At 49.9% G+C, this 22,843-nt stretch carries 23 protein-coding genes and 1 tRNA gene; 12 read left to right on the forward strand and 12 right to left on the reverse strand.

Going from position 1 to position 22,843, the window contains the following annotated elements; translation table 11 throughout:
- Positions 1-97: 97 nt before the first annotated feature.
- Both ribF and ACTHUG_RS04605 read right to left on the reverse strand, forming a co-directional pair.
- Positions 98-1,024 carry a bifunctional riboflavin kinase/FAD synthetase gene (gene ribF, locus ACTHUG_RS04600; protein ID WP_003747302.1) on the reverse strand — a complete coding sequence of 309 codons (927 nt, stop codon included), beginning with the start codon at positions 1,022-1,024 and terminating at the stop codon, positions 98-100.
- A gap of 123 nt (positions 1,025-1,147) precedes the next feature.
- Complete coding sequence (locus ACTHUG_RS04605) at positions 1,148-1,537, reverse strand: hypothetical protein (protein WP_440386207.1); 390 nt, start codon at positions 1,535-1,537, stop codon at positions 1,148-1,150.
- Positions 1,538-1,697: 160 nt separating this feature from the next.
- On the opposite strand from ACTHUG_RS04605, the gene ACTHUG_RS04610 reads away from it, so the two are divergent.
- The 4 genes from ACTHUG_RS04610 to dapC all read left to right on the forward strand — a co-directional run bounded on the left by ACTHUG_RS04610 (position 1,698) and on the right by dapC (position 6,301).
- Positions 1,698-2,573, forward strand: coding sequence for a YoaK family protein (locus tag ACTHUG_RS04610; protein ID WP_003747306.1), 876 nt, complete (start codon positions 1,698-1,700; stop codon positions 2,571-2,573).
- Between the two features lie 217 nt (positions 2,574-2,790).
- The gene (locus ACTHUG_RS04615) at positions 2,791-3,471 is read left to right on the forward strand and encodes an OmpA family protein (RefSeq protein ID WP_003747310.1); all 681 of its coding nucleotides are present in this window, start codon (positions 2,791-2,793) and stop codon (positions 3,469-3,471) included.
- Positions 3,472-3,818: 347 nt separating this feature from the next.
- A complete protein-coding gene (locus ACTHUG_RS04620; protein WP_254343996.1) occupies positions 3,819-4,991 on the forward strand; it encodes an NAD(P)H-dependent flavin oxidoreductase in 1,173 nt (390 codons plus the stop codon).
- Between the two features lie 122 nt (positions 4,992-5,113).
- Positions 5,114-6,301 carry a succinyldiaminopimelate transaminase gene (dapC, locus tag ACTHUG_RS04625; protein WP_440386206.1) on the forward strand — a complete coding sequence of 396 codons (1,188 nt, stop codon included), beginning with the start codon at positions 5,114-5,116 and terminating at the stop codon, positions 6,299-6,301.
- Positions 6,302-6,364: 63 nt separating this feature from the next.
- On the opposite strand, the gene ACTHUG_RS04630 is transcribed toward dapC, so the two are convergent.
- The 7 genes from ACTHUG_RS04630 to ACTHUG_RS04660 form a co-directional block, all read right to left on the reverse strand.
- Entirely contained in the window at positions 6,365-6,535 is a 171-nt protein-coding gene (locus ACTHUG_RS04630) for a rubredoxin (protein WP_003747315.1), read from the reverse strand.
- Between the two features lie 84 nt (positions 6,536-6,619).
- Positions 6,620-7,711, reverse strand: a complete 1,092-nt coding sequence (locus ACTHUG_RS04635; RefSeq protein ID WP_440386205.1) for an acyl-CoA dehydrogenase family protein — start codon at positions 7,709-7,711, stop codon at positions 6,620-6,622.
- An 80-nt stretch (positions 7,712-7,791) separates the two neighbouring features.
- Positions 7,792-8,340 carry a carboxymuconolactone decarboxylase family protein gene (locus ACTHUG_RS04640; RefSeq protein ID WP_440386204.1) on the reverse strand — a complete coding sequence of 183 codons (549 nt, stop codon included), beginning with the start codon at positions 8,338-8,340 and terminating at the stop codon, positions 7,792-7,794.
- Positions 8,341-8,489: 149 nt separating this feature from the next.
- Positions 8,490-8,912: a YidB family protein gene (locus tag ACTHUG_RS04645; protein ID WP_003747321.1), complete on the reverse strand. Its 423-nt coding sequence runs from the start codon at positions 8,910-8,912 to the stop codon at positions 8,490-8,492.
- Between the two features lie 167 nt (positions 8,913-9,079).
- Complete coding sequence (ruvX, locus tag ACTHUG_RS04650) at positions 9,080-9,535, reverse strand: Holliday junction resolvase RuvX (protein WP_003747323.1); 456 nt, start codon at positions 9,533-9,535, stop codon at positions 9,080-9,082.
- Positions 9,528-10,076 (reverse strand): YqgE/AlgH family protein, encoded by a 549-nt coding sequence (locus ACTHUG_RS04655; protein ID WP_036490388.1) that lies wholly within the window; start codon positions 10,074-10,076, stop codon positions 9,528-9,530. Before ACTHUG_RS04655 ends, ruvX begins: the two co-directional genes overlap by 8 nt.
- Positions 10,077-10,105: 29 nt before the next feature.
- On the reverse strand, positions 10,106-10,651 hold the full coding sequence (locus ACTHUG_RS04660; protein ID WP_440386203.1) for a CreA family protein: 546 nt from the start codon (positions 10,649-10,651) through the stop codon (positions 10,106-10,108).
- A gap of 173 nt (positions 10,652-10,824) precedes the next feature.
- Between ACTHUG_RS04660 and ACTHUG_RS04665 the strand changes: the two genes are divergently transcribed.
- The 5 genes from ACTHUG_RS04665 to ACTHUG_RS04685 all read left to right on the forward strand — a co-directional run bounded on the left by ACTHUG_RS04665 (position 10,825) and on the right by ACTHUG_RS04685 (position 17,466).
- Positions 10,825-12,744, forward strand: coding sequence for a peptidoglycan DD-metalloendopeptidase family protein (locus tag ACTHUG_RS04665; RefSeq protein ID WP_440386202.1), 1,920 nt, complete (start codon positions 10,825-10,827; stop codon positions 12,742-12,744).
- A 214-nt stretch (positions 12,745-12,958) separates the two neighbouring features.
- Positions 12,959-14,431 carry a S41 family peptidase gene (locus tag ACTHUG_RS04670; protein ID WP_440386201.1) on the forward strand — a complete coding sequence of 491 codons (1,473 nt, stop codon included), beginning with the start codon at positions 12,959-12,961 and terminating at the stop codon, positions 14,429-14,431.
- Between the two features lie 90 nt (positions 14,432-14,521).
- Entirely contained in the window at positions 14,522-15,058 is a 537-nt protein-coding gene (locus ACTHUG_RS04675) for a hypothetical protein (protein ID WP_440386200.1), read from the forward strand.
- 73 nt (positions 15,059-15,131) lie between these two features.
- Positions 15,132-16,508: a DNA repair protein RadA gene (gene radA / locus ACTHUG_RS04680; RefSeq protein WP_440364292.1), complete on the forward strand. Its 1,377-nt coding sequence runs from the start codon at positions 15,132-15,134 to the stop codon at positions 16,506-16,508.
- Positions 16,509-16,659: 151 nt separating this feature from the next.
- Positions 16,660-17,466 (forward strand): DUF4198 domain-containing protein, encoded by an 807-nt coding sequence (locus tag ACTHUG_RS04685; RefSeq protein WP_440386199.1) that lies wholly within the window; start codon positions 16,660-16,662, stop codon positions 17,464-17,466.
- A gap of 99 nt (positions 17,467-17,565) precedes the next feature.
- Here ACTHUG_RS04685 and ACTHUG_RS04690 read toward each other — a convergent pair whose 3' ends face one another.
- From ACTHUG_RS04690 to ACTHUG_RS04700, 3 genes are all read right to left on the reverse strand, one after another.
- Entirely contained in the window at positions 17,566-18,060 is a 495-nt protein-coding gene (locus tag ACTHUG_RS04690) for a hypothetical protein (protein WP_082013629.1), read from the reverse strand.
- A gap of 135 nt (positions 18,061-18,195) precedes the next feature.
- Positions 18,196-18,756: a pseudouridine synthase gene (locus tag ACTHUG_RS04695; protein ID WP_440386198.1), complete on the reverse strand. Its 561-nt coding sequence runs from the start codon at positions 18,754-18,756 to the stop codon at positions 18,196-18,198.
- Positions 18,757-18,836: 80 nt separating this feature from the next.
- Positions 18,837-18,929 (reverse strand) — tRNA-Ser (locus ACTHUG_RS04700).
- A 199-nt stretch (positions 18,930-19,128) separates the two neighbouring features.
- Between ACTHUG_RS04700 and ACTHUG_RS04705 the strand changes: the two genes are divergently transcribed.
- The 3 genes from ACTHUG_RS04705 to ACTHUG_RS04715 all read left to right on the forward strand — a co-directional run bounded on the left by ACTHUG_RS04705 (position 19,129) and on the right by ACTHUG_RS04715 (position 22,723).
- Complete coding sequence (locus ACTHUG_RS04705) at positions 19,129-19,641, forward strand: hypothetical protein (RefSeq protein ID WP_223168965.1); 513 nt, start codon at positions 19,129-19,131, stop codon at positions 19,639-19,641.
- A gap of 52 nt (positions 19,642-19,693) precedes the next feature.
- Positions 19,694-20,311 (forward strand): 4'-phosphopantetheinyl transferase family protein, encoded by a 618-nt coding sequence (locus ACTHUG_RS04710; protein ID WP_440386197.1) that lies wholly within the window; start codon positions 19,694-19,696, stop codon positions 20,309-20,311.
- Positions 20,312-20,404: 93 nt separating this feature from the next.
- The gene (locus ACTHUG_RS04715) at positions 20,405-22,723 is read left to right on the forward strand and encodes an MMPL family transporter (RefSeq protein ID WP_440386196.1); all 2,319 of its coding nucleotides are present in this window, start codon (positions 20,405-20,407) and stop codon (positions 22,721-22,723) included.
- Positions 22,724-22,843 lie beyond the last annotated feature (120 nt).

Genomic DNA, 22,843 nt, shown 5'->3' on the forward strand with positions numbered 1-22,843 from the left:
TCTGATTGCTCATTTTAAAAAGAACAGGCCGTCTGAAAGAATCAAAGGACTTATTGTAGCCCAATTGTCTTGATTTTATAAGCGTATAGAAGCGTTTCTATGGTTTCCAAACCTTTGCATCTTCCATATCTTGCAAAATTTGGGTTTTCAATGCTTCGATACTTTCAAATTTTTTCTCGTCACGCAGTTTGTGCAGGAAGCGGACGAAGATGCGTTGTCCGTACAAATCGCCGCTGAAATCGAACAGGTGGACTTCCAACTTTTGCGAACGGTTGTTGCTGACAGTGGGGTTAAAACCAAAGCTGGCCACGCCCCGGCGCGTACCGAATGCGCCGTCAGCTTCGACGACAAATACGCCGCTTAGCGCATAATGATATGGGGGAAGCTGGACGTTGGCGGTAGGCGCGTTGATGGTGCGGCCGAGTTTTTGCCCGTGTTTGACCTTGCCGCTTAATACATAATCGTGCCCCAACAGTTTTTTGGCGTATTCCAACTTGCCGTCTGAAAGGGCTTGGCGGACGGCGGTACTGCTGGTGCGGATGTCTTCAACGATAACGGACGGTGTGCACTCGGTTTGCATATCGGGCTGTTGTGCCAAAAGTTCAAAACAGCCTTCCCGACCCGCACCGAAACGGAAATCATCGCCAATCAGCAGATAACGCGTATTGAGCGTTTTTCGCAAAAGCCGGTCGATAAACGCTTGTGCGCTCATCTCGGAGAAAGTTTGGTTAAAGCGCAAAACCCAAACGGCATCCACACAGCCGGTTTCACGCAAAAGGCGCAATTTGGTACGCAGCGGACTGATGCGGTAAGGCAGCTTTTTCCCGGCTTTACGCGCAAAAAACTCTTTGGGCTGAGGCTCAAAAATAACAACGACAACAGGCAGACCACGCCGGTCTGCCTCTCGTTTGAGTTTTTGCAGGATATGTTTGTGCCCGAGGTGTACGCCGTCGAAGTTGCCGATGGTTACGGCGGCTCCTTGCGGAAATTGGGGCGGGTGTCGCTGTCCAAGCCAGATGTTCATGGGTGGTGGGTAGTGTGTTTGAATAGGCGGCTATTGTAAACGTTATTGCCGTTTCAATAAACCTTAGGCCGTCTGAAACCAATAAATATATGCTTTCAGGCGGCCCTGAGGTTTGTTAATGCTTTACCACCACCAAGGATAACGGCCAAACGGATAACCCCAATCGTCGTAATAGCGATAGTAGCGGGCTTCGCGCAGCTGCTCTTGGGAAATATAGTTTTGCCATGCCATTTTGTAGCAGGCTTGGAACATCGGGTCGGAAACTTTGTCGATATATTTGAGGCGGAAGGCTTTTTGTTCCGCGGTTGCTACACCGGGTTTGCCTTCTTCGTCAAATTTGCGGCGGATCAGCGCGGCTGTTTCCTGATCGCATTGTGCGGCAAGATTGACTTGAAGATCCTGCTCATAGCGTTTCTGCGCTTGGGCGCGTGCGGCTTTTTGCTCGGACGTGGTGGCGCAGGCGGCCAGCAATGCAACGGCGCCAAACAATAAGGTCAGACGGATAGGATTCATCGGATGTTTCCTTATGTTTATATCTTTCTATTAATGTACGCCCTCATTGTGTAATGGGCAAGTGTGGCAACTTGGGAACACTTTAGATTATTTGTTCTTATCGGCAGACAGTTGCATATAAAATACACCCTGTATGAATGTTTAACTCCAAACCCACTCAATGAACGCTGACAAACCGCCCCACTCCTACAGATTGCGCCACCACAGGCAACACACGCCTCCGTTTTGGCAGGCGGATCGCCCGTATCTGCACGAACACAATATTTCCGATGCCCGTTTCAGACGGCTGGGCTACATCATGGCCTTTCTTGCCGGTGCGATTAATGCGGGGGGATTCTTTGCATTTGCGCGCTATATTTCCCATGTAACCGGCTCCATGTCTCTTTTGGCTGATGTGCTGTATCTCCAAGACTGGTGGTCTGCCGCGGTGACTTTCATCAGCGTGTTGTGTTTTGTTGCCGGTGCCGCGCATTCGGGTTGGGTGATTTTATGGACGCAGCAGATGCGTTTCCGTGGCAGCTTTGGGTTTTCCATGTGGCTGGAAGCAGTTTATCTGTTGATATTCGGTTGGTTCGGTATTGCTGCGATGGAATGGGATTTTGGCGGATCTGATTTTATTATGCCGTCTTTGGCATTGTTTTTATTGTGTTTTATTATGGGCATGCACAATACGGTTATCACGCTTCTTTCCGGCGGCGCCATCCGTTCCACCCACATGACCGGCACGGCGACCGACTTGGGCATTGAAATCTCACGCGCGCTTTATTACTCCAAACAGCATCATCCGCGCCTGCCGCACGTCCGCGTCAACAAACCGAAAATGTGGCTTTTAAGCGGATTGATGCTGTCGTTTTTACTGGGCGGCGTGGTTGGCGCATGGGGTTATCATCTGGTCGGCCATCATTTCGCCCTGCCCGTTTCCGCCGTTTTGCTCATACTGGGTGCAGGTTCGGTGGGATATGACGTCAAGGTCAGATTGAAATGGGCATTCGTCAACTGGTATCGCCGCAAGCAGAAAAAACGGAAGAAACTGTAAAAAACTTTGCTTGTTATTTCACGGCAAAACGGCCAAGCTACCAGAAAAATGCAGAAATGCTTCAGAATTATGTTAACTGGCAAATATTTTCGTAATATCGGGTTAAACCCATTCTTTTGCGTTTCGGATATTGGGTATCATAAATCCGTAATGACCCACGCGGTTTTTATTCATTTTTTCAGACGGCCCGAGCCGTCATCTAAAAAGAGGATACGACATGAAATTCTTGAAACCCCTGACCGTTATTGCCACTGCAATTCCTTTGGCGCTTACCGGCTGTGTAACCGATCCCGTTACCGGCCAACAATCCGCCAGCAAAACCGCCATGTACGGCTTGGGCGGTGCGGCCGTTTGCGGCATCGTCGGCGCGTTGACCCACGGTGGCAAAGGCGCGCGTAACTCCGCATTGGCTTGTGGTGCAGTAGGTGCCGGTATCGGCGGTTACATGGACTACCAAGAGAAAAAACTGCGTCAAAGCCTGGCTAACACCAATATCGAAGTCGAACGCCAAGGCAACCAAATCAAGCTGGTTATGCCTGAAAACGTAACCTTCGCCACCGGCAGCGCGGCCCTGAGCGGCCAAGCTCAAAGCGCTTTGTCTGCCGCCGCGCAAACTTTGGTTCAATATCCTGATACGACTTTGACCATCAACGGCCACACCGACAACACCGGTAACGACGCCATCAACGAGCCATTGTCTCGCAACCGCGCCGAATCTGTTGCCACCTTCCTGCAATCCCGTGGCGTAAGCAGCACCCGTTTGAGCACTTTCGGTTACGGTTCCCGTCAACCCATCGCTTCCAACGCCACTGTTGAAGGCCGTGCACAAAACCGCCGCGTTGAAATCTTGATCAACCCTGACCAACGCGCCATCGACGCCGCTAAAAAACAAATGTAATCCGACCTCTGTCTGATTTACTTAATTGAAGGCCGTCTGAAATTTACGTTTCAGACGGCCTTTTTATTTACCGTATTTATCGGCCGATTTTTCTTGCTCATCAGACTCAATATAAAATTTATTCCTTTATTAACAAGACTTTTCAATTTTTTCTTTAAAAAAACTGTATTAATACTCTAATTTTTACATTAACTTAGAGTATAATTCCTAAAATTTTAAAAACATGCCTCATGCCGTCTGAAAAACGGCGGCTAAAACACACCGAATTTATACACACATCAGTCCGTTATCCCTTTCATTTCATAGGATTTCAGACGGCACCACCCAGAATCTATGAAGGAGCATCCATGCAAAACAACTTTGACCCATTGATTATCCGTGACAAATCACTGATTCCCGTCGTACAGGGCGGCATGGGTGTAGGCGTTTCCGCATCAAAACTCTCCAGCGCGGTTGCACGAGAAAACGGCGTGGGTACCATCGCCAGCGTCGATTTGCGCCACTTGCATGAAGATTTGTTGGCCGAATCGAAAATCAATTCCAGCGAAGAAAAATACACCCGCCTCAACTGCATCGCGCTTGACCGCGAAATCAAAAAAGCCAAAGCCGATTCAGAAGGCAAAGGCATGATTGCCGTCAACGTCATGAAAGCCGTCAAAGACCATGCCGCCTACGTCCGCCAGGCCTGCGAATCCGGTGCGGACGCGATTGTAATGGGCGCGGGTTTGCCTTTGGACTTGCCGGAAATGGCCGAAGGCTATCACAAAGATGTCGCCCTTTTCCCTATCTTGTCCGAATCACGCGGTATCAATATCGTTTTGAAACGTTGGATGAAAAAAGGCGTTTTGCCCGATGCCATCGTTATCGAACACCCTGCCCACGCGGCCGGCCACTTGGGTGCGGCAACCGTTGACGGCGTAAACGATGCCAAATTCGAGTTCAAACGCGTCATTGAAGAGACATTTGAAGTATTCAAAAACTTAGGTTTGGAAAGCGAAAAAATCCCGTTGGTACTCGCCGGCGGTATGGCAAACTTTGAAAAAGTCAAAACAGCCTTGAAAAACTGGGGCGCATCCGCCGTCCAAATCGGTACCGCATTTGCCGTAACCGAAGAAGGCGATGCCCACATCAACTTCAAAAAAACCCTGGCCGGTGCGGAAACCGAAAAAGTGGTTGAATTTATGTCTGTCGCCGGTTTGCCTGCACGTGGCGTACGCACCAAATTCCTCGACAGCTACATCAAACGCGAAGCCAAATTGCAAGCCAACGCCAAAAACGATCCGCGCCGTTGCACCCAAGGCCTGAACTGCCTGACCAGCTGCGGCCTGCGCGACGGTTTGGCCAAAGCCGGTCAATTCTGTATCGACATCCAACTTTCCGCCGCATTCCGTGGCGAAGTCGATAAAGGCCTGTTTTTCCGCGGTAAAGACCCGCTACCGTTTGGCAATGCCATCCGTACGGTTCAAGAAACCATTCAATATCTCTTAAACGGTTCCTTGCCTGCCGTCCCTGCCAAATAAACGCATCAACACTCAAAAGGCCGTCTGAAAAACATTCAAACCCTGTTTTCAGACGGCCTTTTTGTCCCAATCCATCTAAAAAATGCTAAGATTATCGCCTGAATTTATCCAGCAGAAACATCATGAATCCATTATTGAACCACCTCAAACCCTATCCTTTCGCCCGCTTGCGTGAAGCCATGCAAGGCATTGACGCACCCGCAGGCGTAACGCCCATTCATCTGCAAATCGGCGAGCCGAAACACCCGACGCCCAAAGTCATCACCGATGCACTGACCGCCTCCCTGCACGAACTGGAAAAATATCCGCTGACCGCAGGCCTGCCCGAACTGCGCCAAGCCTGCGCCGAATGGGTTGCCCGCCGTTATGATGGTTTGAGCCTTAATCCCGACAATGAAATCCTGCCCGTATTGGGCAGCCGGGAAGCATTGTTCTCCTTTATCCAAACCGTTTTGAATCCAGCTTCAGACGGCCCCAAACCGGTCGTTATCAGTCCCAATCCTTTCTATCAAATTTACGAAGGCGCGACTATATTAGGCGGCGGCGAAATCCATTTTGCCAACTGTCCGGCACCCAGCTTCAACCCCGATTGGAGCAGCCTGTCTGAAGACGTATGGCAGCGCACCAAAGTCCTGATTGTCTGCTCGCCCAACAATCCGAGCGGCAGCGTCCTGCAATTAGAAGACTGGAAAGAAATTTTTGATTTGCAAGACAAATACGGCTTCGTTATTGCCTCTGACGAATGCTATTCCGAAATTTATTTTGACGACAACAAACCGATCGGCGGCTTGCAGGCTGCGGCGCAATTAGGTCGAGGCACGCACAACATTATTATGTTTACCAGCCTGTCCAAACGCTCCAACGTCCCCGGTTTGCGTTCCGGCTTTGTCGCAGGCGATGCCGAGTTGCTCAAAAACTTCCTGCTCTACCGCACCTACCACGGCAGCGCAATGAGCATTCCTGTCCAACGCGCCAGCATTGCCGCTTGGAACGACGAAGAACACGTCATTGCCAACCGCCGCCTATACCAAGAAAAATTCGACCGCGTTATTCCGATTTTGCAACAGGTATTCGATGTCAAACTGCCTGACGCATCGTTCTACATTTGGCTGAAAGTTCCCGACGGCGACGACTTGGCATTCACGCGCAACCTGTGGCAGAAAGCCGCCATCCAAGTGTTACCCGGCCGCTTCCTTGCCCGCGATACCGAGCAAGGCAATCCGGGCGAGGGCTACGTCCGCATCGCTTTGGTTGCCGACGTGGAAAGCTGTGTCAAAGCGGCGGAAACCATTGTTTCTCTCTACCGCTGACGATTAAGCAAACAAAGGCCGTCTGAAACTTCAGACGGCCTTTTTATTAAATAATCGGATAATTTATATGGTGAAGTCCAGAAGGTAGAAATCTTCTTTACCTACGCCGCATTCAGGGCATTTCCAGTCGTCGGGGATGTCTTCGAACTTGGTACCTGCCGGCAGGCCGTGTTCGGGGTCGCCGACATCTTCATCGTAAATCCAGCCGCAAGGGCCGCACATATATTGAGCCATTTGGTGTTCCTTCCATTTTTAAAGGCCGTCTGAAACCGTATTTTCAGACGGCCTTTCGTGTGTCTTATTGTTGATATTTTGAATTTATTGCGCTGCTTCCAAAGCGGCGATTTCTTTGCGCAGGTGTTTGATGGCCGGTGTTACGATGGCGACGAACATGGCCTCGCGGACGCGACGTTGCGCCGGGCTGCGCATCAGATAACCTTTCGCGCCTGCATGCAATGCGGCAGATTGAGTGGCATTCAGTGCCAATACGGCAGCCGCTTCACGCAGTTTCAAGGTTGCCAGCGTATCGGGTTTATTGTTCCACGCATCATCGGCAAGGTGTTCAGTTTCCGCCCATGCGCCGTCCAAAGCGGCTTTCAATTCATCGTAGCTGTGGTCGAGGTATGAGTTTACTTCTGCGTTCACCACATTGGCCATGCGGATAATGCCGAGCGCACCGTCAATCACACCGGCGCCGATACCCATTTGCAGCAGAATGAAACCGGCTTTAATGGTCGGGATATAAGACTGGAACTGCTCAGGCGTAGCAATCACATCTTCATCGGGAATAAACACGTCTTTAAAATTCAGACTGTAAGTGCGCGTACCTTCCAAACCGCAGAACTCAGGACAGTTTTGCAGGGTAACGCCTTCCCATTGGCCGCCGGTGATAAACATCACATAGCTGTCGCCGATTTGGGCGGTATTTGCCCAAATGTGGTCTTCGCCAATATTGGATACCCAAGGCAAAGCGCCGTTGATTTTGTAGCCGCCTTCGACGCGCTCGGCTTGCAAGTTGTGTTTTTCGATACCGGCAAGGTGTTTGACGGTATTGGACATGCCCGTACCGGCCAAAACTTTGCCCTGCAGAATATCGGCCAAATATTTGTCTTTAACCGCTTGGTTGGGGGATTGGTGCAGATACCACGCGCAAGCCGCCTGACACCATGCGCTGAACGAAGTCGCGCCGCATTCTTTACCGATTTCGCGCAATACGGCGATTTGCGTTGCCAAACCCAAACCGTTGCCGCCTTCTTCAACCGTACCGGTCGCGGCAAAACCGCCGATTTTGCCCAATTCCAGCATAAATTCTTTCGGGTACAGGCCTTTGCGGTCGATGTCGTCCACCAATGGTTTTAATTTGCTTTTAACGAGTTCGGCAACATTGTTCAGTAAAGCTTCGCGTGTCATTTTTTTTCCTCTGGATATTTTGGCGATATTGAGTTCTTTTAAGAAAGGCCGTCTGAATTTTCAGACGGCCTTTGATGGGATTAGGCAAATGCCTGCAATTCAGGGTTGATTTCGGTTTTGGCAAGGTTGTTGACGTAGTTGCACAAGGTTGCCAAAGCAACGCCCATAACGACTTCAACGGCTTGCTGTTGGTTATAACCGGCATCAAAGAAAGCTTTCAGCTCGTCGTCGGATACCGCGCCTTTTTTCGCCATAACGGCTTGAGTGAATGTCGCCAAAGCACTCAGTTTGGCATCGTCAAACTCGCCTGCAGCCAATGCGCGTGCGGCTTTGATGGATTGTTCGGACAGCAGTTTTTTCAGGGTGGCCAGTTTGGTGTGGCCGGCAACGCAGAAACCGCATTCGTTGGTACGGGCGGCGATGATTTGGACAACTTCAACTTCGCCGTCAGTCAGGCTGTTGGCCGCATTCAGCTTGCCAACTTCTTGATAAAACGCCAAAGCTTCAGGCGCATTGGCCAAAACGCCGATCAGGTTAGGAATAAAGCCGTTGTTTTTCAATACGGCTTCAACGCGTGGTTTAGCAGCTTCAGGAGCGGTTTCGACTGTGTGTATGGTTAAACGTGACATCTTTATGACCTTTTTTGTAATAAAACGAAGTGGGCATGATAAGCCATTCGTTTTTGTTAGAAAAAGATTAATTGGTTATTTACCGCAAACCAAAAGTTATAAGGCCGTCTGAACGGATTCAGACGGCCTTATCATAAGGATTCAACTCATTATTTTATAAAGTTTTTCAGCAACATAGAAGCGATGTCGTCCAAGCCGAAGCCATCCGCATCTTGAGCCGTGCCGTTAGGCGTCGCTTTATCAACCAAGTCTGGCAACACTTTTGCCAACAAATCGCCTGCTTGGCCGGCATCCACGCCGAATTTTTGCGCGATTTGGTTCACGGTATCGCTGCCCAACGCATTTTGCAGGTCGCTGCCGGATACAGGCAGGTTGCTGGATTGGTTGGACACCCAGCTGCTCAGGGCATCGCCCAAACCGCCTTGTTGCAGTTGGTTGATCAGGTTGCCCACGCCGCCTTGTTGTTTAACCAAATCCATCGCCATATCGGTCAAAGAACCTTGTGCGCCGTTTTCGCTGTTGCCACCCAACATTTGGGTAGCCGCATTCAAAAGATTGTCCATGAGTGCCATGACTTTTTCCTTGTGTGTGTTTATGTCTAAAAAAAGAAAGCGGAGTGTAGCAAAGTTTATGCCGGAAAAAATCAGGCTTAACCAAACTAAACCTCTTTTATCCCAAAGCCGTAACAAAACCAAGGCCGTCTGAAATCCAGTTTCAGACGGCCTAATAATCAATAACGTTATTCTTCTCGGCCATTGAAATACTCGGCCGCGCCGCCTTCAAAAAAGCCTTGCAAAATCGCCTGTGCCGCCACTTGGTCAAGCACGGATTTTTGTTTTCGGCCAAATACTTGGGCTTCAGCAAGCAGGCTTTCCGCGTATAGGGAAGACATCCTTTCGTCCACCCAATAAACCGGCAAATTAAAACGTCCGTGCAAACGGCGGCCAAACTTGCGGCTCAAACGGGTCAGCTCATGCTCCGTGCCGTCGGTATGCGTCGGCAGGCCGACCACAAAATACTTGGGTTGCCATTCTTTGACCAGCTTGGCAATGGCCTCGAATTTTTCATCATTGCTGTTGCCGGTTACCGTTGCCAGCGGATGGCTCATACCCAGCTCTGCCTCGCCCTGCGCCACGCCGATGCGCGCTTCGCCGAAATCAAAGGCCAAAACTGTGCCTTTTGGTGCATCAGGCATGGCCGACTCCTGAAAACAAAGCGTTCGGATTGACACCCAATTTTTCAAAAGCGGCGGCATAACGAAGCTCGTAAGGCACATCAAAAAGAATATGCTCGTCCGCAGGGACGGTCAGCCAAACATTTTCTGCCAGCTCGCGCTCCAACTGCCCTTTGCCCCATTTAGAATAACCGATACTGATCAAAGCCTTATCCACCGCACCTTCTTTAGACAGGTTTTCAATCACATCGCGCGAAGAAGTCAGCGCCACGTTATCGGTTACCACCATGCTGTTTTGCCAGCGGCCGATCGGCGTATGCACGACATAGCCGCGCTCAATCTGAACCGGCCCGCCCATCATCACGTTTTCATGTTGCAGGCGCAACGGGATATTGCGGTCGGCGGCGGCGAAAATCATGTCCATGGTAATCGGCGAAGGTTTGTTGATGATGATACCCAGCGCACCTTCTTCATCGTGTTCGCACACATAAATGACCGTATCCGTAAAAAACGGATCGTCCATATGAGGCATGGCAATCAGGAAATGGTTGGCTAAATTCATATTCTTCTTAATCTATTAAGCTGATTTTATTATTTTTGGCCGTCGGAAATCGGCGCGTCCACCACGCAGGCGCCGTAAACCGCACCGCCTGCCGGTACCGGTGTATCGGTTTTCGCATGGGCAAAACACGATACCGCGCTCAAAGAATTTTTCGGCGAACCTTGAACGATTTTATCGCTGTACACCAAATAAGCGAAAGACTTACGTTTCGGGTCGTAGTAGCGGATAATCTGCTGGCTCTTAAATGCTATGCTGGCACTGCGTTTGAACACTTGTCGCGGTTTCAAAACCGCAGCCTCGTTATAACGGATGACTTCCGCACTTTGCACGCAGGAAACCGATGCATCGCTGGCATCTTCTTCCAGATTGACTGTTTCTTTCAAACCGCCTTTTTTCGCGTACGAAATATAGCAGGCAATCCCCTGCACATCAGGATCATCAAAACCTTCCACTTCAATACGGTCGTTTTTACCCAACATATGAAACACCGTACTGGCGCGTCCGATTTTATCGGTATCGTTACCGCAAGCCGCCAAAACCATGGCGCCCAACACTACTAATAAATATTTTTTCATAATATCCTGTCAATGCAGACTGTCAGTTTCCAGACAGGCGGAATCATATCCGCCTACTCCATCATTACTATATAAGACCGTTCGTCCATATTGCAACCCAATATTATTTTCAGACGGCCTGACAGACAGTATAATCCGTCCTATTGTTCCTACTTTAATAGCAAGATCGAACCATGCGTTACAAACCCCTCATCCTCGCCCTGCTGCTCAGCTTCTCCCTGCCAACCTATGCTGCCAAAGACGCGCCGAAAGAAAAAGCGGCCGCCGTCAAAAAAGCTGCACCCGTGAAAACAGAGAAAGAAGCCGCTAAGGCAGATGTAAAAAAAGAAACCTCAAAAAAACAAGCAGTAAAAGAAAAAGAGGAAGACAAAAAAGCGGTTAAAGCCAAAGCCTCCAAAGAGAAGGAAACCACCGACAAGAACGAACGCGCTTCAGCCAAAAACAAACCGGCTAAAGCCACCGAAGCCGCTGCCGACAATAAAAAAGCCAACCGCAAAACAGAAGAGCCTAAAGAAACGGCAAAAGACAAAAAAGCCGCAGCCGCAAAACCCGGCAAAGCCAAAGAGCAAGACAAGAAACCTGTTGAAGATAAAAAAGACAGTAAAGCCAAAGAACCCGTAAAAAAAGCAGAACCTAAAGAAACCAAAACCAAAGAGCCTGCTAAAAAAGCGGCTGAGGATAAAAAAGAGCGTCAATCCAAAGAACCAGTAAAAAAAGCAACCGAAGACAAAAAGGCCGATACCAAAGAAACCAAAGCCAAAGAGCCTGCCAAAAAAGCTGTTGAAGATAAAAAAGACGCTAAAAAAGACACCAAAGCCAAAGAGCAAAACAAAAAAGACGACACTAAAGCTGAGCCTAAAGCCGTCTCTTCAGCCGACAACGATTTCAAAGCAGCCGTGGCTGCCGCCGCCAACGAAATGGAAAGCAAGAAATCCTTTGCCAAACGCAACGAGGGTTTCATTATCCATGTTAATGCCACGCTCAAACAGCTGCAACAAACACGCAACAACCTCTCCGGCATCAACCGCAAACAACGCGACGCTTGGGAAAAATTCCAAAAACTCAATGCCGATGCCAACCAGTTAAAAGCCGAAGTTTCCAACACGCGCGCCCAAATTTCGCGTTTTGTGTCCGGTAACTATAAAAACAGCCAGCCCAACGCTGTTGCCCTCTTCCTGAAAAACGCCGATGCCGGTCAAAAAACCCGCTTCCTGCGTTACACGCGTTATATCAACAACGCCAACGACCAAGTCATGAGAGACTTGGAAAAACAACAAAAAGAGCTGGCAGCGCAAGAGCAAAAAATCAACAATGAATTGGCTTACCTGAAAAAACTGCAAGCCAATATCCAAGCTTCATTGCGTCAACAAGGCGTAACCAATACCGCCGAACAAGCCGAAAGCCGCCGTCAAAACGCGCAAATGGCCAAAGAAGCGCAAAAGAAAATCAACCACAGAGAAAACGAGCAACGCCTCAACAATCTCTTGAAAGATTTGGAAAAACGCAAAGCCGAGCAACGCAAAGCCGAAGCAGAAGCGCGTAAAAAAGCCGCCGAAGCCCGTTTGGCCGCTGCCGAAAAAGCACGCAAAGAGCAGGCTGCCGCCCAACAAAAAGCCGAAGCCGAACGCGCCGCCATGTCCACGCTGACTGACGAAGACATGAAACTGCAAGCCCCAAATACCCAAGGCTTGACCGTCAGCAACGTCAACAGCTTCAGCCGAATGCAAGGCCGTCTGAAAAAACCGGTTAACGGCACACTGGCAGGCCTGTTCGGCCAAGACCGCGGCGATGGCGAAGTTTGGAAAGGCGTGTTCTACAATACCGTTCCGGCCCCGGTCAGCAGCATTGCCTCAGGCACGGTTACTTTTGCCGGCGAGCTTGAAGGCTACGGCAAAGTAGTCGTCCTCGACCACGGCGACGGCTATGTCAGCATTTACTCCGGCCTGAGCGAAATTGACATCGCCCAAAACTACGCCGTCAATGCCGGCAGCAAGATTGGTACCAGCGGCACTTTGCCGTCGGGCGAAACCGGCCTTTACCTTGAAGTCCGCTACAACGGACAAGTCATGAATCCGCTTTCATGGATTAACTGATGTTTCAGACGGCCTGAGTGAATTTTCCCTCCAGGCCGTCTGAATTTTCATCATAAACTACAATAAAACACGATTTTCACGCCTGTTCAGCACATTAAACAACAAACTTTTACCTTAAACTTATTGTTCCGAGCGTTTAAATCACATAAAGTCAACGGGTTCAGAGAAAACAAAAACCACTTTGCTTACCGTACACAAAAAGAAAGTCAAACGAATGTCAACAAAATCCACTTTGAAAAAAGTTGCAATCTACACTCTCGGCGCATTTAGCGGCATCGCCCTCAGTCTGAGTGTACAAAGTTTTGCCGCCGAAAAAGACAAAAAAGACAACGAGGCCCTGCCCGTGCAGACCATCCGCACCATGGCAGAAGTGTACGGCCAAATCAAAGCCAACTATTACCAAGACAAACCCGATGCCGAGCTCTTTGAAGGCGCAATGAAAGGCATGGTGTCCGATCTCGATCCGCATTCCGAGTATATGGACAAAAAAGGCTATGCCGAAATGAAAGAATCCACCAGCGGCGAATTCGGCGGCCTGGGCATGGAAATCGGACAAGAAGACGGCTTCGTCAAAGTCGTTGCCCCGATTGAAGATACGCCTGCAGAACGCGCCGGCGTAAAAAGCGGCGACTTCATCGTCAAAATCGACAATACCTCTACCCGCGGCCTGACCGTCAGCGAAGCCGTCAAAAAAATGCGCGGCAAACCGGGTACCAAAATCACCCTGACCCTTTCACGCAAAAATGCCGACAAACCCATTGTCGTCAACCTGACCCGCGCTATCATTAAAGTCAAAAGCGTGCGCCATCATCTGCTTGAAAAAGACTACGGCTACATCCGCGTCTCCCAATTCCAAGAGCGCACCGTTGCCGCGCTCAATGAAGCTGCACAAGCCCTTGTCAAAGAAAACAAAGGCCCGCTCAAAGGCATCATCCTCGACTTGCGCGACGACCCGGGCGGCCTGCTCAACGGCGCAGTCGGCGTATCCGCAGCCTTCCTGCAACCTGACGTAACCGTTGTCAGCACCAAAGGCCGCAACAAAAAAGAAGGCATGGTTCTCAAAGCAACTGCCGAAGACTACATCACCACCAGCGGCAAAGACCCGTTGGCCGGATTGCCTGCCGAGCTGAAAACCATTCCTATGACCGTCCTGATTAACGCAGGCTCTGCCTCCGCTTCCGAAATCGTTGCCGGCGCATTGCAAGACCACAAACGCGCCGTCGTCGTCGGCACACAAAGTTTCGGCAAAGGCTCGGTGCAAACCCTGATTCCGCTTTCCGGCGGCAGCGCAGTCAAATTGACCACCGCGCTGTACTACACGCCAAACGACCGCTCGATTCAGGCGCAAGGCATCGTCCCCGACATTGAAGTCAAAGACAAAGACCGCGCCTTTGAAAGCCGCGAAGCCGATTTGGTCGGTCATATCGGCAATCCGCTGGGCGGCCAAGACGTCAACAGCAGCAACGAAACGCCTGCCAACACAGAAACCAAAGCCGATAAAGATAAGTCTAAAAAAGACAAAGACGAAGACATCTCCAGCCGCCGCATTCCCAATCCGGCCAAAGACGATCAGCTCCGCAAAGCCTTGGACTTAGTGAAAAATCCAGCCGAATGGCAAAAATCTTTGGGCTTAGCAGCGAAAAAACCTGCACCGAAAAAAGATGCGGATAAAGACAGCAAAAAATAAACCCTTCTTTACCCGATAAAAGGCCGTCTGAAAATTTTCCCATTTTCAGACGGCCTATAAACACCTCCCTACTCCAAGGCAAGAACAAACATGAACATTTCCAGACTCATCTTCCCTATCCTGACCGGCCTATTCCTCCTAAACTCCCCGATATCATTGGCAGCCAAACCCGAACAAGCCTCTGAAATGTACATTGCCAACAAAATTACCGGTGAAAACCTACACGGTTTCTGGGGCAATGCAGTCGAAAACGAAGAAGGTGCCCTTATTAACACAACCATCTTTAACCCCGACAACACTGGCACAGACATCGCCATAATGAGTTTCAAAGCCACCAACAAAATCTTCACCATCAGACAGGACTTTAATTGGACATTTGACGAGAAAAAACAAGAAATCCACCAAACCGTAACTGACTATAAAACCTCCATCAACGGCAAAGAAGAACAAAACAAACAAAAAATAGGTGAAAAAAGTACCATAAAAGCCAGAATCCTCATGATCAAAGGCCTGCCCGGCATGTTGGAATTGACTGACAAAGCCAGTGGCAACCAAACCAGCTACTTTAAGCAAGATCCGGATAAAATACTCAACCATCTTGAAAACAGCAAAAAAACACGCCCATAATCTCAAGGCCGTCTGAAAACTTCCCTCACTTTTCAGACGGCCTTCCCACTAAATACTGCGGAAACAAAACACCATGGCAAAAGCCCCCAAAACCATCTACCAATGTTCCGAATGCGGCGGCACTTCCCCGAAATGGCAGGGTAAATGCCCGCATTGCGGCGAGTGGAACACACTTCAGGAAAGCCTGGCCGCGCCTGAGCCGAAAAACGCCCGCTTTCAATCTTGGGCGGCGGACACTTCGACCGTCCAATCCCTCTCCGCCGTTACCGCTACCGAAGTGCCGCGTAATCCGACCGGCATGGGCGAGCTTGACCGCGTATTGGGCGGTGGTTTGGTCGATGGCGCGGTCATCCTGCTCGGCGGCGACCCCGGCATCGGCAAATCCACGCTATTGTTGCAAACCATCGCCAAAATGGCGCAAAGCCGCAAAGTGCTGTACGTTTCCGGTGAAGAATCCGCCCAACAGGTCGCCCTGCGCGCGCAACGTTTGGAACTGCCGACCGAAGGCGTGAACCTGCTTGCCGAAATCCGCATGGAAGCGATTCAAGCGGCATTGAAACAGCATCAGCCCGAAGTCGTCGTCATCGACTCCATCCAAACCATGTATTCCGACCAAATCACTTCCGCCCCCGGCTCCGTATCGCAGGTGCGCGAATGCGCCGCCCAACTGACGCGTATGGCAAAACAGATGGGCATTGCCATGATACTGGTCGGACACGTTACCAAAGACGGCGCGATTGCCGGCCCGCGCGTGCTGGAACACATGGTCGATACCGTGCTGTATTTCGAGGGCGACCAACATTCCAACTACCGCATGATACGCGCCATCAAAAACCGCTTCGGCGCGGCAAACGAATTGGGCGTATTCGCCATGACCGAAAACGGTTTGAAAGGCGTGTCCAACCCATCCGCCATCTTCCTTGCCAGCTACCGCGACGACACGCCCGGCTCGTGCGTTTTGGTCACGCAGGAAGGCAGCCGCCCGCTTCTGGTCGAAATTCAGGCATTGGTCGATGATGCGCACGGCTTTACCCCCAAACGCCTCACCGTTGGCCTCGAACAAAACCGCCTCGCCATGCTGCTCGCCGTCCTCAACCGCCACGGCGGCATCGCCTGCTTCGACCAAGACGTGTTCCTCAACGCCGTCGGCGGCGTCAAAATCGGCGAACCTGCCGCCGACCTCGCCGTCATCCTCGCCATGCTCTCCAGCTTCCGCAACCGCCCCATGCCTGAAAAAACCGTGGTTTTCGGCGAAATCGGTTTAAGCGGAGAAGTCCGCCCTGTCGCACGTGGGCAAGAGCGGCTCAAAGAAGCGGAAAAACTCGGCTTCAAACGCGCCATCGTCCCCAAAGCCAACATGCCGCGCAATGCCAAAGAGTTTCCAAACCTGAAAATCTACGGCGTCAGCAGTTTGCAGGAAGCGATTGACGTCTGTCGTGACGGGGACTAAACCGTTTCGATAATCTGATTCAAAAAACAATCAGCTAAAAGGCCGTCTGAAAGTTTTCAGACGGCCTCTCTTTAAATTTAAATAATTTTGTTATATTATAACGAACGAATTTATTCTATCTTTTCTACACATCGAAAATCGGAGAGGAATCATGAAAAAAACCGCTTTGCTTATCGCATCTGCCTTCCTGTTCAGTACTGCCGCACACGCCCACCGCGTTTGGGTTGAAACCGCCCACACACATGGCGGCGAATACCTTGAAGCCGAATTGGGCTACGGCGAATTCCCGGAGCTCGAGCCCATCGCCAAAGACCGTCTGCACATTTTCAGCAAACCCATGCAACTGGTGACTGAAAAAGGCAAAGAAAACATGATTCAAAAAGGCACATACAATTACCAATACCGCAGCAAACTGCCGGTCAAAGACGGCAGCTATTTGGTAACTGCCGAATACCAACCGACTTTCTGGTCTAAAAACAGCGCAGGTTGGAAGCAGGCAAGCATCAAAGAAATGCCTGATGCAAGCTATTGCGAACAAACCCGTATGTTCGGTAAAAACATCGTCAATGTCGGCCACGAAAGCGCAGATACCGCCATCATCACCAAACAAGTCGGCCAACATTTGGAAATCGTTCCTTTAGACAACCCTGCCAACGTCCACGTCGGCGAACGCTTCAAAGTCCGCGTCCTCTTCAATGGCGAGCCGCTGCCGAACGCCACCGTTACCGCCACATTTGACGGCTTCGACACCAGCGACCGCAGCAAAACCCATAAAACCGAAGCCCAAGCCTTCTCCGATACCACCGATGACAAAGGCGAAGTCAGCATCATTCCATTGCGCCAAGGTTTCTGGAAAGCCAGCGTAGAACACAAAGCCGATTTCCCCGATCAAAGCGTGTGTCAAAAACAGGCGAACTACACCACTTTGACTTTCCAAATTGGCCATACGCATCATTAATACCCAATAACAAAGGTCGTCTGAAAACCGTATTGCAGGGGTTTCAGACGACCTTTTTATCTATATTTTAAAATTAAGATATTTTTGAGAAATAAAATTTTAGTAATCTGTGTAAACAGTTAGGTTACCTGTTCTCCAATGTTCTGTATCCCATGATAGAACATCTGGTAAATCTCTATAAATAGCTCGCTGGTTGAATCTAGGCTGTCCGTCTTTTGTGAACCAATAATTTATTACTGTTGTTGATTTAGGTGGAGAAATTTTTTTCTTTTCGTTTAAAGAGGGTTGCCAGAAATAAATAATCAGTGCTTCAGCCATTTCAAGATAATAACGGCTCGCATTTGCTGGCACAACCACTGTTCCCAACCAAAATTCCTGTTCTCTTGTAATAAGTGGGAGTTTGTGATGATTCCTAAATCTTGAGGAGAAATTTCCTTCTGTAATGCCACAATATTGGATGGAATTATCACCTCTTTCATATTTTTGTTTGCCTGCCGCAAGATACAATCCATTTCTCAACTCTGGATTGTTAGTAATATCATCGTATGAGTATGGACCTTTCCAATTAATAATCAGCGTAGTATGTTCTGACATTTCATAACCTCAGGCAGTAATTTTAAATTTCACAAAAATAAATAAATATTAAATATAAATAACAATATTTAATATTTTATCAGACAATTTCATGGATTAGTATTTTATTATTAATTTTAATTTTAATGATTTTAATCAAGGTTTATACGGCGCAAACTGCCATTGTCCCAATTCCAAATTCAAATCAAACAGATTCAGACGGCCTATTGCCACGCGGACCAAGCGTAAACATGGAAAGCCTGCTTTCGCCGTCATCCTTCGCACTTGGCGGTTTTTCCCTTCCGAAATTTTGATTTCCACCCAAAAATCAGGCACGGACTTGCGCACGCGAATCGGCGGCACGCGCGGCCATAAAACATCTGCCTCACCCTCTTCCAAGACCCTGACCTCAGCCGGACGGGTCACAAAATCGCCCAAATCTACACCACGGCGCAATAAATCCAATTTGGCTTCATCAGGAGAACCCTCCACCTGCGCCCAATAAGTTTTGACCTGCTTGAATTTCGGGTCGGCAATCTGCGCCTGCAAACGGCCATTATTGGTCAGCAGCAGCAAACCCTCGCTGTCCGTATCCAAACGTCCGGCCGGATAGAATCCCGGTTTCTCGACAAAATCCTTAAGGCACGGATGTTTTTCATGTGCAGAAAACTGGCAAATCACGCCATAAGGCTTGTTTAGGATAATCAAATCGTTCATTTCACACTTTCAGACGGCCTTAGATTCCAAGAAATTCCGGATAATAAAAAAGACACCGTATAAACGGTGTCTTTCATATTTGGCGGAGTAAGAGGGATTCGAACCCTCGATGCAGGTTGACCCCACATGCTTCCTTAGCAGGGAAGTGCCTTCAGCCTCTCAGCCATTACTCCTAAGGAAGATCGCAATATACGCCCTCTACCCTCCTTCGTCAAGCATTACCGCCCCAAACTTTCTTAACACCATGAAATCATTTAAATAAAAATATAATATTTTTTACATCATCCTATTTTTATACGGCTTTCATATATGTTAAAATGATTTTGTTTTCTGTAAACCTTTTTTCACACCCCTTATTATAAAGGAGTTCGTATGTTACGTTTTTCTGCTTTGGTTGCCGTATCCGCCCTGATGCTTGCCGCTTGCTCACAATCCGGCAATTCTCAACCATCTACTTCTTCCTCTCAAACTTCTACTCAAAAAACAACTGCCGCCGGTTCTGCCTGCCGCAGCATGGGTGAAGGCCATAAAGTCAATGGCAAAGGTCAAAACGATATTTATATGTGTAAAGTCGATGTAGCTTTGAACTCTGCCGAAGCCAAATCCGCTTTGGACCCCAGCATCCGCGTTCACTACGGCAGCACATCCGGCGCGACTTTGACTTCCCGTCAAATCTCCAACTCAGTCGGCAAAACCCCTGATGAAACCTGCCAACGCGCATTCTTAAGCGCAGTTAAACGCTTCCAAAGTACTGCGCATCGCAAAAAAGCCAAATCCGTTCATCTGGTTAGCTACTTTGACAAAGTAACCAAAGGCGGTAACGAGTACGAATGCCACATCGCTACATTCAACAGCCGTGTGGTTTTGAAAGGCAGCTTCCACTAAGCAATGTCAAAAATGCCGGACTTCAAGATGAAGTTTGGCATTTTTCTATTTTATGGATACGACAACCCTTCACTGCCTGCTGGCCGATCCGTCTTTTGCCGCCTGCTACGACCATGCCTCCCTAAACGCAGCCGATTCCCAACGTTTGGCTGCCACGCCGCAACTGGCGCAGCGTCAAGACTGGCAAGTCAGCCGAGCATTAAAACAGCAAACCGATTTGCCGACTGTATCGCTGAGCCACAGCCAAGGCTTTGCCGCTTTATTGTGTGCGCCTCATCCCTTAACAGCCGGTGTCGATATCGAATTTATCCGCCCGCGCGATTTCAAAGCGCTGTCGGCTTTGGTCTGCACGCAGGAAGAACAAGACTTTTTGGAAACGGCAAACTGGCCGTCTGAAACGTTTTACCGATTGTGGTGTTTCAAGGAAGCCTTGATTAAAGCGGCGAATTTGGATTTCCCGTCAGACATGAAATTGGTCGGCTATATTTTCGATTTGGGACAACCCGTCGGTTTACACGCCGGAAAGCAAACCGATTGGCGCGGTACAAGCGCGATTTTGGCGGATACGATGGCACTTGCCTGCGTTTGGCAGGGAAAAGCCGTCGCCCTGCAATGGCAGTTTTTCGGTTCGCTCAAATCCAATGATTTAATCGACCGGCAAACCATCTAATAACTGACAAAATAATAATAATCTGATTTAATTTACTGTACTTTTACTGATTCCACACACCAACAGCAGCATTTGCAAAAGGCCGTCTGAACGATGAATCTTCGCCTCCTAAACCGCCTCTATACTGCCCTTATCCTGTTTCTTACCCTGTTTTTGGTTTATGCCTTTGCTTCACAAGCGCGTATCCAAACCGATTTGACTGCACTGTTGCCAAGCGAGCAGCAACCCGATGCCTTACTGACGGCCGCGGATAAAGCCGCAGAAGCACAGCTCAATTCGCAAGTCATTTTGCTTGCCGGCAGTACCGATGCCGAAACCGCTTTTCAGACGGCCTCACAAATTGCCGACGCATGGCGCAAGAGCGGCGTATTTGAACAAGTCGACAGCAGCATGACGCCGAATTTGGACAAAGTGCGGGCGGATATGCAGAAACTGGGCTTGGCCGTTTTGCCGCAAGACGAAATCCGCCTGCTGTTTGAGCAGCCGCAAGCCTATTTTCAAGCGCGCGCAGAAGCCGCGGCCAATCCGTTTGCCGCCCCCTCCCCTTTGTCTTTAGAACAAGACTGGCTGGGCTTTGGACGCTTTGTTGCCGACAAAGCCAATCCGCAAAGCCGTTTGCAGTGGGACATGGACAACGGCATGCTGTTTGCCGAAGACCAAGGCAAAACTTGGGTATTTTTGCGCGGACGGCTCGCCGGCGGCGATCAATTTTCCGGCAACGACGCCCTCTTGCCGCTGATGGCACAAAGCCGTCAAATCGCTTCGGAAAACGGCGCGGAAACCTTAAGCGCAGGTGGCGCATTGTTCGCCGCCGTATCCAAAGCAGCCGCAGAAAAAGAAAGCCGGCTGATGAGTATGGTCGGGCTTGGGCTGACCTTTGCGTTGCTGTTGTGGGTCTTCCGCAGCGGCCGCGTATTTTTGCTGTCCTTGCCACTGGCAGCCGGTATGTTGACCGGACTGGCGGTTGCGTTATTAACCTTCGTCGAAGTGCATATCCTGACCATCGTCATCGGCACCAGCTTGGTGGGCATGTTGGTGGATTTCCCGTTGCACTGGCTTGCGCCGTCGGTATTCGGGCCGTCTGAAAAGACCGTTTGGCAGGCCGAATCGGCAATAAAACATGTCTTGCCGAGCTTTGCCGTCAGCCTGACGATTACCGTCTTGGGCTACGCGCTGCTGTGGTTCACCCCTTTGCCTGTACTGCGCCAAACCGCCGTATTTTCAGGCTTTGCCTTATTTGGCGCGTTTGGTGCCACCGTTTTATGGCTGCCGCCGCTGTTTCGCCGCTATCGTGCCAAAACCGTGCCTTTTGCCGCATTAACCGAAAAGCTCTATTCCTTGTCAGGCCGTCTGAAAAACCGCCTGCACAAACGCGGCTGGTTAATCGTGGGCGGAATTTTGCTGGCAGTCGGATTGTGGCGCAGCGACTGGCGTGACGACATCCGTCAATGGGTCAATATGCCGACCGCGATGTTGACAGAAGTACAACAAATCGGCCGGTTGAGCGGTACGGATTTTGGCGGCAAATATTTGGTGGCCGAAGCACAAAGCGAAGATGCCCTGTTGAAGAAAACCGCCGAACTCGGCCACGCCCTGCAGCCCTTAATCGCGCAAGGCAAACTTTCCGGCATCCAATCGCCAGACCAATTCATCCTGGCGACAACGGAACAGCAAAAACTGCAAAATCGCCTGCGCGAATTGACCAAGTTGCCTGATAGCTGGAAACCGCTCACAGAAATCGGTATTCCGCGCAAAACTGTGCGCGATGCCCTGCTGCAAGCCGCCGATACGCAACCATTGTCGCTTTCAGACGGCCTGAATACCGATTTGGCAGAAGCTTGGCGTTCCTTGTATTTGGGCGAAGTGGAACCAGGCCGTTTTGCTGCCGTCGTGCGTTTGAACGGCATGGCCGATGAAGCCGCCGTACGCGCCGCAGTGCAACACGTCTCCGGCATACATTGGGCAGACAAACGCGCCCACTTAAACGAGCTTTTCCACCACACGCGCAATCAGGCCGCATGGTTGAAACTGGCTTCCTATGCCTTGGCATGGCTGCTTTTGTGGAAAATGTTCGGTTTCAAACGCGGCAGCAAAATCCTTGCCGTGCCGCTGGCCGCCGCCATCTGCACCGTTGCCGTACTCGGTTTGGCCGGTATTCCCGTCAGCCTGTTTGCCATGTTCGGCCTGCTTTTAGTGTCCGCCATCGGTGTGGACTATGCCGTCTATGCCGCCACCGCACATCACAGCGCGCCGACAAAATTAGGCGGTATGCTGCTTGCCGCCGCGACAACTGCCATTTCCTTTGCCCTGCTCGCCATCAGCAGCACGCCCGCCGTTGCCGCGTTCGGCATGACGGTTACCATCGGCGTGGCATTCAATATTTGGCTGGCAGGCACATTATTGAAAAATTAGACATAAGATGAAGACGATTAAATTAAGGCGATATTTTGTTTCAACTTCTATCGTCACGTTGTAAGAGGTCGTCTGAAAAACTTCAGACGCTGGTTTAAACATTATTTATCATTAAAATCA

This window comes from Neisseria sp. P0022.S009 (assembly GCF_051956675.1).
Classification (GTDB): Bacteria; Pseudomonadota; Gammaproteobacteria; order Burkholderiales; family Neisseriaceae; genus Neisseria.

Coding starts and splice junctions, on each gene's coding strand:
- ACTHUG_RS04620 (WP_254343996.1), top strand. CDS start 3,819: ATGCAAAACAACTTTGACCCATTGATTATCCGTGACAAATCACTGATT.
- ACTHUG_RS04630 (WP_003747315.1), bottom strand. CDS start 6,535: ATGGCTCAATATATGTGCGGCCCTTGCGGCTGGATTTACGATGAAGAT.
- dapC (WP_440386206.1), top strand. CDS start 5,114: ATGAATCCATTATTGAACCACCTCAAACCCTATCCTTTCGCCCGCTTG.
- ruvX (WP_003747323.1), bottom strand. CDS start 9,535: ATGCCTGATGCACCAAAAGGCACAGTTTTGGCCTTTGATTTCGGCGAA.
- ACTHUG_RS04690 (WP_082013629.1), bottom strand. CDS start 18,060: ATGTCAGAACATACTACGCTGATTATTAATTGGAAAGGTCCATACTCA.
- ACTHUG_RS04660 (WP_440386203.1), bottom strand. CDS start 10,651: ATGAAAAAATATTTATTAGTAGTGTTGGGCGCCATGGTTTTGGCGGCT.
- radA (WP_440364292.1), top strand. CDS start 15,132: ATGGCAAAAGCCCCCAAAACCATCTACCAATGTTCCGAATGCGGCGGC.
- ACTHUG_RS04610 (WP_003747306.1), top strand. CDS start 1,698: ATGAACGCTGACAAACCGCCCCACTCCTACAGATTGCGCCACCACAGG.
- ACTHUG_RS04665 (WP_440386202.1), top strand. CDS start 10,825: ATGCGTTACAAACCCCTCATCCTCGCCCTGCTGCTCAGCTTCTCCCTG.
- ACTHUG_RS04605 (WP_440386207.1), bottom strand. CDS start 1,537: ATGAATCCTATCCGTCTGACCTTATTGTTTGGCGCCGTTGCATTGCTG.
- ACTHUG_RS04645 (WP_003747321.1), bottom strand. CDS start 8,912: ATGGCACTCATGGACAATCTTTTGAATGCGGCTACCCAAATGTTGGGT.
- ACTHUG_RS04635 (WP_440386205.1), bottom strand. CDS start 7,711: ATGACACGCGAAGCTTTACTGAACAATGTTGCCGAACTCGTTAAAAGC.
- ACTHUG_RS04615 (WP_003747310.1), top strand. CDS start 2,791: ATGAAATTCTTGAAACCCCTGACCGTTATTGCCACTGCAATTCCTTTG.
- ACTHUG_RS04670 (WP_440386201.1), top strand. CDS start 12,959: ATGTCAACAAAATCCACTTTGAAAAAAGTTGCAATCTACACTCTCGGC.
- ACTHUG_RS04655 (WP_036490388.1), bottom strand. CDS start 10,076: ATGAATTTAGCCAACCATTTCCTGATTGCCATGCCTCATATGGACGAT.
- ACTHUG_RS04685 (WP_440386199.1), top strand. CDS start 16,660: ATGAAAAAAACCGCTTTGCTTATCGCATCTGCCTTCCTGTTCAGTACT.
- ACTHUG_RS04675 (WP_440386200.1), top strand. CDS start 14,522: ATGAACATTTCCAGACTCATCTTCCCTATCCTGACCGGCCTATTCCTC.
- ribF (WP_003747302.1), bottom strand. CDS start 1,024: ATGAACATCTGGCTTGGACAGCGACACCCGCCCCAATTTCCGCAAGGA.
- ACTHUG_RS04640 (WP_440386204.1), bottom strand. CDS start 8,340: ATGTCACGTTTAACCATACACACAGTCGAAACCGCTCCTGAAGCTGCT.
- ACTHUG_RS04710 (WP_440386197.1), top strand. CDS start 19,694: ATGGATACGACAACCCTTCACTGCCTGCTGGCCGATCCGTCTTTTGCC.
- ACTHUG_RS04695 (WP_440386198.1), bottom strand. CDS start 18,756: ATGAACGATTTGATTATCCTAAACAAGCCTTATGGCGTGATTTGCCAG.
- ACTHUG_RS04705 (WP_223168965.1), top strand. CDS start 19,129: ATGTTACGTTTTTCTGCTTTGGTTGCCGTATCCGCCCTGATGCTTGCC.
- ACTHUG_RS04715 (WP_440386196.1), top strand. CDS start 20,405: ATGAATCTTCGCCTCCTAAACCGCCTCTATACTGCCCTTATCCTGTTT.